Source organism: Pseudomonadales bacterium (genome assembly GCA_013215025.1).
GTDB lineage: Bacteria > Pseudomonadota > Gammaproteobacteria > Pseudomonadales > DT-91 > DT-91.
The window spans coordinates 1-7968 of sequence record JABSRR010000160.1 but is presented as its reverse complement, the minus strand read 5'-3'; the positions used below and the strand labels follow the sequence as shown (position 1 = coordinate 7968).

Sequence of the window (7968 nt, the reverse complement as noted above, 5' to 3'; positions counted from 1 at the left end):
CAATCGCGCTGCAGGCCTGAAGGCTTTGCAGTGCATCAGATAAACGAGGATTGCGGAGTTTAAATGGCTGCTGGTTTTGGTTCAATTCATTTTTAATATTGCAGCTAACATTGTTGAAAAAACGTGAAAATCCGCTAAATAGCTGTCTTTATGGTTAACTATTGCGCTGTTATGGCGGTTTGAGGTGGCCCACCTCTACTTAAGTAGTTTGCTAAAAAAGCCTGCTAAAACAGCGTGCTAACAAAGCGGCTTAACACCAGAGAGTTAAATAGAAGGCCCAAACAGCGAGCTTAAACAGCGGGCTCAAACAGCTGGCCATTAATCAGGTCGATAAACAGCGCCATGGATTCACTGAGGTTTGGCATGGCCAAGCCATAACTAAACAGTGCCACACCCACGCCGCCGCCCAGCAGCGCGTTGACCAAATGCGGTGCGCTTGCCCCGGCGCGAATTTCGCCACTGTCGATAGCGGTTTGAAACAGCTGCGTCATCGCCGCAAAGATCGGGTCGTCGGCGCCATTGAGCAGCGCGTCTAGCTCGCTGTGACGGCGCATCTCGATCGGTACTGCAGCTAAAAAGCCGGTAATGCTGGGGTCTTTGTCGTGCTCTTCGGCAATCGCGGCAAACACTAGGGTAAGCCGTTGCTTGAGGCTTTGCCCTTGTTCAAAGCTTTGCGCGTAGTGCGGCAGCAGTAGCTGCTGCGTGTCGACAAGCGTGGCGAGATAGAGCGCAAGTTTACTGTCGAAATAGCTGTAAATGGCCGCATGGCTCACCCCAACCGCCTGGCCAACGGCCTTGAAGGTGGTTTGCGCATAGCCTTTTTCAGCAAAAATGCGCCGCGCGGCGGGTAGAATTTTCGCGAGGGTGGCTTGTTTATTACTGCCTTTGGGTCGGCCAGCTTTGGAGGCGCGACGGGCAGTTGTGGTGCTGCTTTGGCTCATGCTGATCAGTATATCGAATTAATTTACTTGCATGTTAATTAATTTACGGGAATAATTTACACGCTAGTAAATTAAATAATAAGTACAGGTGTTTCTATGTTTGGTCTCGACTGGTGGCAGTATATTTTAATCGGTTTAGCCGGCGGTAATTTTTTCTTTTTGGGTATTGGTGGGGCGATTCATTATTACTTTTATCACCTCAAGCGTGCCGATAACGCCAGCTGGAAGATGCAGCCGAACCGGTTTTTATCTGATCGTTTAGCGCGTCATGCCGCGCTATTAGGTACCTTCAATCTCAATCTTGCCGCCGGCACTTATGGTTTGTTGGCTTGGGGGGTGATGGAGCATGGCTGGGGGCAGATTTACTGGAGCTTTAGCGACTATCCCCTAGATTGGGCGTTTTTATCGGTGGTGATCTCCTTTATCTTTATTGAGGCAGCTGCCTATTATTTGCATGCCTGGGGCCATAGCCCATTTATTTATAAGCATATCCATAAGATTCATCACTATTATTCCGCACCCACCTATTTTTCAATTTCGGCGATGCATCCTTTGGAATGGATTGCGCATTCTGCCTATATTGTCTTGCCCGCGTTTCTCTGGCCAATGCACTGGAGCCTGTATTTATTTGTGGTGATGGTGACCTTTTATTATGGCTTTTGGGACCATTCTGGCATTCAGTTAAAGCGTAATTTACCGTTCCATGGCTCTAATCAATTCCATGATGATCATCATAAATACTTTCATGTGAACTATGGGTTCTTAACCCCAATTTTTGATAAGATTCACGACACGATGCGCCGTGATGGCCACCATTACACCGAAGATACCTTTGGTGGCAAGGGTAATGGCAAGGTGAAAGCCAATAAAATGGTAGGCGAGCCTATTGGTAACTGGGTGGATTATAGTCAGCCGGTTAAGCGTTACCAGAAAACGAATATAAGCACGGCCGAGTCACCGTTTTATGCGCAGGCAAACCCTGATAACACGGTTAACAACGATAATGATAACGAAGTGATCGTATAAGGAAATAGTTATGTCTGAACCACATGTGGCTTATGCCATGAATAATGAGGCGGCCACCAATGCGCTGATTTATTTTAATGCGCCGTCAAGCTTGCTCACCCCCACCCATTTTTGGATAGAGTTTATTTTATTGGCCGGCATTGTGCTGTCGATGGTGCATGCGTTTAAACATGATAAGGCTGCGGGCGGCAATACAGCGCGGCTAACCTTATTGAATTGTTTTCTCTATGGTTTGATGATGGATATTATTTCCTATTACACGGTAGAGAATTTTTGGCACGGTGAGTTTACCGTGATGTTCTTGTATAACCGCTTACCGCTGTATATCGCCTTGTTTTATCCGTCATTTATGTACCACGCGATTATGACGATCAGGCGTTATGATTTTACGCCGCTGAAAGAGGCGATTATTACCGGCTTCTTTGCCGGTTTAATGTATCTGATTTTTGATAATACTGGGCCGATTCTTGGCTGGTGGATTTGGGCAGCCGATGACCCCAGTACCTTCCCGTATGTCAGTTCTGTGCCGCTAACCAGTTATCACTGGTTCTTTACTTTCACGATTGCCTTCAGCTTTGTCAATCGCTGGGTGCATGGCCTGAATGGGCAAAAGGCTAAGCAGCTGCTGGCGATTGTACTGCAGCCTACCTTAACCATTTTGTTGGGCAGCCTGATTTTTATTCCCTATAACCTGTTTGGACAGGGTATGCCGCCCTATGATGCGCTGCCTTGGGCGCAGAGCTTAACGGCTGCGGTAATGGTGCATGTGCTAACGTTTTCGGCTGCTGCTTGGCTGTTCTTGGTCAGCTGGCGTAAGCCTGCGACCGCGCGCGATAGCCTGCTGATGGTTTTCCCGTTTATGTATTTAGTCGGCCATGTGTTTTTTAATGTCTATGCCTATGAGGCCATCTTTAACGCCAATGCTGAGGGTGTTGTGCAGCTGGCGGGTAATGCGCTAGATGCTGGCAATTTGGTGGCTGTGATTATCGCAACCGTACTCAGTGCTGCAATCATCTTGCTGTCTCACCCGCTTTCATCGACAAAAACATCGCCTTGATTGCCTTGCTCGCGATAGTTTAGCGGGCGCGGCTGCGGTTATGCATTAGCTGCAGCTGTTATGTGCGGGCTGTGTTTTGCGCGCTTTTTCGTGTCACCGGTCTCTTGTTTCCGGTCTCTTATCACCTGGCATCCGTCACCCGGTATACGCCTCTCATAACCAAAACCTGGCATCGCTTGCCTATGCCTGCCTTGTGCTTGCTGAGTCAAAAGCTGAGCGACATCTTGCTGAATGGGCTGTTTTGCAATGAACGGGCCTTGGCTGCATTTGAGTGGGCCGTGCAAAATCGATCTATGAAGCCTAGCTGCTTATACTGTGAGCATGGCTGTTTGGAGGGCCGAGCAAGGTTTGTTGCTTATTTGCTGCTTATTAGAGTAGCAAGCGAAAGATCACTCGGTTGGCCCCATCAGCTTTCGCTGCCTGCAGGGCGAAAGTGCTAATACTGTGCTGGACGGCGAAAAAAACAGTGCCGAATTGGCTGGCTTAGGTTGTTCTGATAGCTGTTGTGCTGTCAAAACTGTGGTGTGGTTCATTACCACAGGGTAATAATGGGCAAATCACTACGTATTAAGCGGCTTAATAGATGGCTTTTGATTATAATTTGAGCGCTATTTTTGTTAAAATCGCGCTATAAAATATGGCTGGATGCTACTATGACTACCTTGATGTTCTATAAAGACCCGGTTGCCCTCAACCGTGATGCACATAAAACTTTATTATTTACCGCACAAAATGACTTTTCCTTTGCCGAGTCGATTAACTCTGTGCCGCTGACCGGTATCGAGTTCTTTGAGGCCAGCCGTGATATGCCGGTGTTGTTCAGTCAGGATGATAACGGCGATTTTTTCCCCTTGGCCTTGTTGTCACTGCTTAATGATCAGCACAAGCTGAGTGAGCAGGGTGAGTGGGGCGATACCTATATTCCGGCCTTTATTCGCCGTTACCCGTTTGCCCTCACCGATGAAGGCACAGTGTGTTTTGATCAAGCGGCGGCGCATTTTTCTGAGCAGCAGGGTGATGCGCTATTTGATGAGCAGGGCGATAATTCGAAAGTATTGGATAATGCGATCGGGTTTTTAAATCAGTTTGATCAGCAGCATAAGCACACCTTGGCGTTCTGTCAGGCGGCCAAGGCCTTAGACATGTTTAAGCCCTTTAATATACAAGTGAATCAGCCAGACACTGACCCACTGCGCTTGCAGGGTTTGTTTGCCTTGGATGAGGAAAAACTGACGCAGTTAGATAAGGATCAGCTGGATGATTGGTTTCGCAAAGGCTGGCTGGCTTGGTCATATGCCCATATGCATTCATTAGGTGCCTTAAAGCGCTTATTAAAATACCAGCAAAGCGGTGAGGCCCAGTAAGGCCTTGGCCGCATTTTAGATAAGTTTATAAAGCAGCTCAGCTGCTTTTATTGTCTTTATAATGTGATGAGATTATGGGTATTTTCCACAAAACACCGTTAGCGATTGAGACAGCACGCCATATTCAGTTGATGAAGCGTGGCGTCAAGGGCTCGCTGCTGGGTACGGGTTCATTCATGTCGTCTTTAGTATTGGCGGCACCTGCGCATAATATTGATGCCGAAGCCTCGTTCACCACCGTGACCAGCAACGGTAATACCCATGATGTCCGCTCAAACGTCACCGTTAATCGCAATGCCGTCAACGTGTTTAATGAGTTTACCGTCGGCAAAAATCACACGGTTAATCTGAAGTTCAACGAGCAGGCTAATAATCCGCAGGATCGTGTTGTCAACATCATGAAGGGCAATGCCGCCGCTGAAATTCATGGGGTGATGAACGCTTACAATAATAACGCCTTGGGCGGTGACGTTATGTTTGTCAGCTCTAACGGCTTTATCGTTGGTGCATCTGGCGTGGTGAATGTGGGTAGTTTAAGCGTGCGCACGCCTGATCAATCGCTGGTCGATGATCTTTGGAATAATCAGGGCAATATAAAAGCCGGTCAATTGGATGATTTAACCGCGGCCAACCCTAATTTTGCGATTTCAAACGCTGGCCTGGTATCGATAAAAGGACGGGTATACGCCAAAGATAAGGTTGAAATTATTGCAGATGAGGTGCTCATCGAGACCGAGGGCGACTCAGCCGAAAACCCAGATGGCATTAGCGGCGCCATTGTTGTGGGTGATGTGGCCTTAGATGCGGCGGTAAATGTAGGCGATTTAAATCAGCCCACGGAGTTAGTGTCTGCGGGTGGCGAAATTTTCATTCAGGCGAGTGGCGATGTCATTGTTTCGGGTGCGCTATTAGCTGATGAGAAAATTGATATCGACGCTCAACAAGCCGGTTTTTTGGCTGGCGCTGTTGTGGATGCGCGCAAATCTGCGACTAGCTCGGCGGCTGAGCATGGCGCGATCAGTATTTCAGTTGACGATGTTTTACTGGATGCAAATCTCTATGCCAACACGATCGAGCTAGAGCAGGGCAATCTAAGCATTATATCGGATGATAATGTGGTTATTGCGGCGGCGGTCGATGATTTGAGCAATGCCGAGGTCGATCTGTCGCAACGAGAAATTGTAGGTCAGCTTACAGTTGCTGGTGAGCTAAATATTGTTGCTGAAGGGGATGATATCCCTGTCACGCTAAATCAGCTTGAGGGCTCGTCGATTACGGCGGCCCAGGTGGATATTGATGCTGATGTGGTAAACATAGCCGGCAGCATCACCACGACTAACGCCGATGCTGACAATGCTAGCGGTATTCTCATTGATGCACCGGATATTCATATCGAGCAGACCGCGTTGCTGGACTCAGTAGACGGCTTGGTGCAGTTATCGGCTGTATCTGAGGATCAGGTCGGTGTGCTGCAAATCGCTAATGCGAATGCATCGATTCAGGTTGATGGCAGTATATCGGCAAGTGACGTCGATATTCATGCGCATGCTGATGCGCAGTCGACTTTTTTTGAAGATGGGGTAGGTAGCTTAATAACCACTGTTTCAGCCTTTCTCGGCGTAGCCTTTCATTATGTTGATGCGCAGGCCAACGCCAGTTTAAGCGTGGGTGGAACGGCCAATATTCAGGCCGATGGTGATATCAATATCGCATCATCAACGGTGTCGATTGCCGATTCGAAAGCTGTTTCCTTAAATGGAAATAAAAAAGCCGCCTTTGCCACAATGTTTGCGAATACCGAAGCGACATCGCTAACCGATGTGCAAGCGGGTGCGACCATCGAGTCGGGCGGCGAGCTGACGCTGACGTCGCATAATGAAGTGTATAATAATGCGTTTTCATTTTTAGTTATTGATAGCGACACTAATAAAAATTCAGTCGCGGTTGCTGTTGCTGAGGCTGATGTTTCGGCTAACACCAGTGTTGCATCTGGCGCCTCGCTGGTGGGGAAAAATGTCAATGTAGTTGCGGAAAACTCTAGCGGCTTTTATGCCTCAGCCTCTACTTATGGGTTAAAAAATGATGAAAATGGCTTGGCTGTAGCGCTGGGCGATTTTAATACTGAGGCTATCACCACAGTTGGCGCTGATATTATTCAAACTGCAGATGGCGACGATGCTGGGCAAGTGAATATTCTGGCTCTAGATGTGGTGCAGCAGCAACAAGTCTTGAGTGCAGCTACCGTTGGCAGTAATGCACTGTTTCGAACCCTGGGTTCCTCAGCGGTCAAGGGTATCGATAAGGCGCAGTCGGGTTTAAATACCCTTTATAGTCTCGTGAGCGGCAATGCGCAGTCAGATATTGAGCGACAAGCCGGCTTAGAGCGCGAAAACGGCGTAGTTAAGTGGAAACGCGGTTTATCTCTGGCGGTCAATTTATCAGAACATAATGCCAGTGCGGTATTGGCCGGTGATAGCGATCAACGAGCAGCTCCAGTTGTTACTGCAGACGGTAATGTGTCTGTGGCCGCGCTGCAGTCATTAGAAGAATACCGCACCGCTTCTGAGGCCGCCGTATTATCGCCGCCCGAGCAAAGTGATCAAACCACGCAGACCCAGAGTGCCTTGGCGATGGCATTAAATATTGCCTATGAGAATTCTGACACCGTAGCTTTGGTAGGCGAAGGGGTGCGAATTGATGCCAATAATGTTGCGGTGCATGCTAAGTCATATATGCCTATTTCTGAGCGCTATAGCCCTGAAGAATGGGATGGCGCCTTCGATGTGATTAATAAGATAAATGGGATTGGCGGGCTGCAAAAAAATCTCTTAACCAGCTATGCCAATGCGGGTGCTGAAGCTGAAGAAAGAGTTTACGGCGTGTCTGCCAATGTGATTGTGAATGATCGCGGTGCTGAAGCGTGGATAGACGACGGCGCAAATATCACTAGCAGCGGTTTTGAGCCCTGGAGCCTCGAATACACCATTGAAAACAGCAGTAGAATCGCTGGCTTTTTGGGTGAAGATGAGGTGTTTGTTGATGAAGATGTGAATTTTGCCTTTGATCATGCGATTGACGTAAAAGCGCAGAATATCAGCGAGTCTATTCATATTGCCGGTAATGCGGGTGCCTTATTAATTAAAGCGGGTGTTGGCACAAATAAACAAGGTAAATCGATTGGTGCCTCATTAAGCTATATCGAGATGAATGTTGATACCGTTGCAGGTGTGGGCGCAGCGAAGCTTGACGGCGATGTTGGTGTGACTGCCGATACCGATGAGCGGCATTTTCTGATTACACCAAGTTCGGGCGTTAGTTCGGGTGATGGCTTTAACGGCATCATGGGCATTATTAATACCTCGGCCAAAACCTATGCGTCGATCTCTAATCTTGCAGAGATTAACGCCATGGCAATTAACCAAAATCTGGCGGGTGATTTTATTACCAGCGGGGTGTCGGTTAAGGCAGATTATGCAACATTTAACTGGTCAGCGGCGGGCGCGTTTAACTGGACCGACCAAGATGCAATTGGTGTTGCGATTGCAGTGAATGCTGCTGACGCTGATACCAAGGCCTATAT

5 protein-coding genes are annotated in these 7968 nt (G+C 48.1%); 4 read left to right on the top strand and 1 reads right to left on the bottom strand.

Features of this window, described 5'->3' with window-relative positions:
- Positions 1 to 290: 290 nt before the first annotated feature.
- On the bottom strand, positions 291 to 941 hold the full coding sequence (locus tag HRU21_10515; GenBank protein ID NRA42722.1) for a TetR/AcrR family transcriptional regulator: 651 nt from the start codon (positions 939 to 941) through the stop codon (positions 291 to 293).
- 96 nt (positions 942 to 1037) lie between these two features.
- Here HRU21_10515 and HRU21_10510 point away from each other — a divergent pair, with 96 nt between their 5' ends.
- From HRU21_10510 to HRU21_10495, 4 genes are all read left to right on the top strand, one after another.
- Positions 1038 to 1967 carry a sterol desaturase family protein gene (locus HRU21_10510; GenBank protein NRA42721.1) on the top strand — a complete coding sequence of 310 codons (930 nt, stop codon included), beginning with the start codon at positions 1038 to 1040 and terminating at the stop codon, positions 1965 to 1967.
- 10 nt (positions 1968 to 1977) lie between these two features.
- Entirely contained in the window at positions 1978 to 3024 is a 1047-nt protein-coding gene (locus tag HRU21_10505) for a hypothetical protein (GenBank protein ID NRA42720.1), read from the top strand.
- 653 nt (positions 3025 to 3677) lie between these two features.
- The gene (locus HRU21_10500) at positions 3678 to 4388 is read left to right on the top strand and encodes a SapC family protein (GenBank protein NRA42719.1); all 711 of its coding nucleotides are present in this window, start codon (positions 3678 to 3680) and stop codon (positions 4386 to 4388) included.
- Positions 4389 to 4462: 74 nt separating this feature from the next.
- On the top strand, positions 4463 to 7968 hold a 3506-nt coding region (locus tag HRU21_10495), incomplete at its 3' end, for a leukotoxin LktA family filamentous adhesin (GenBank protein NRA42718.1).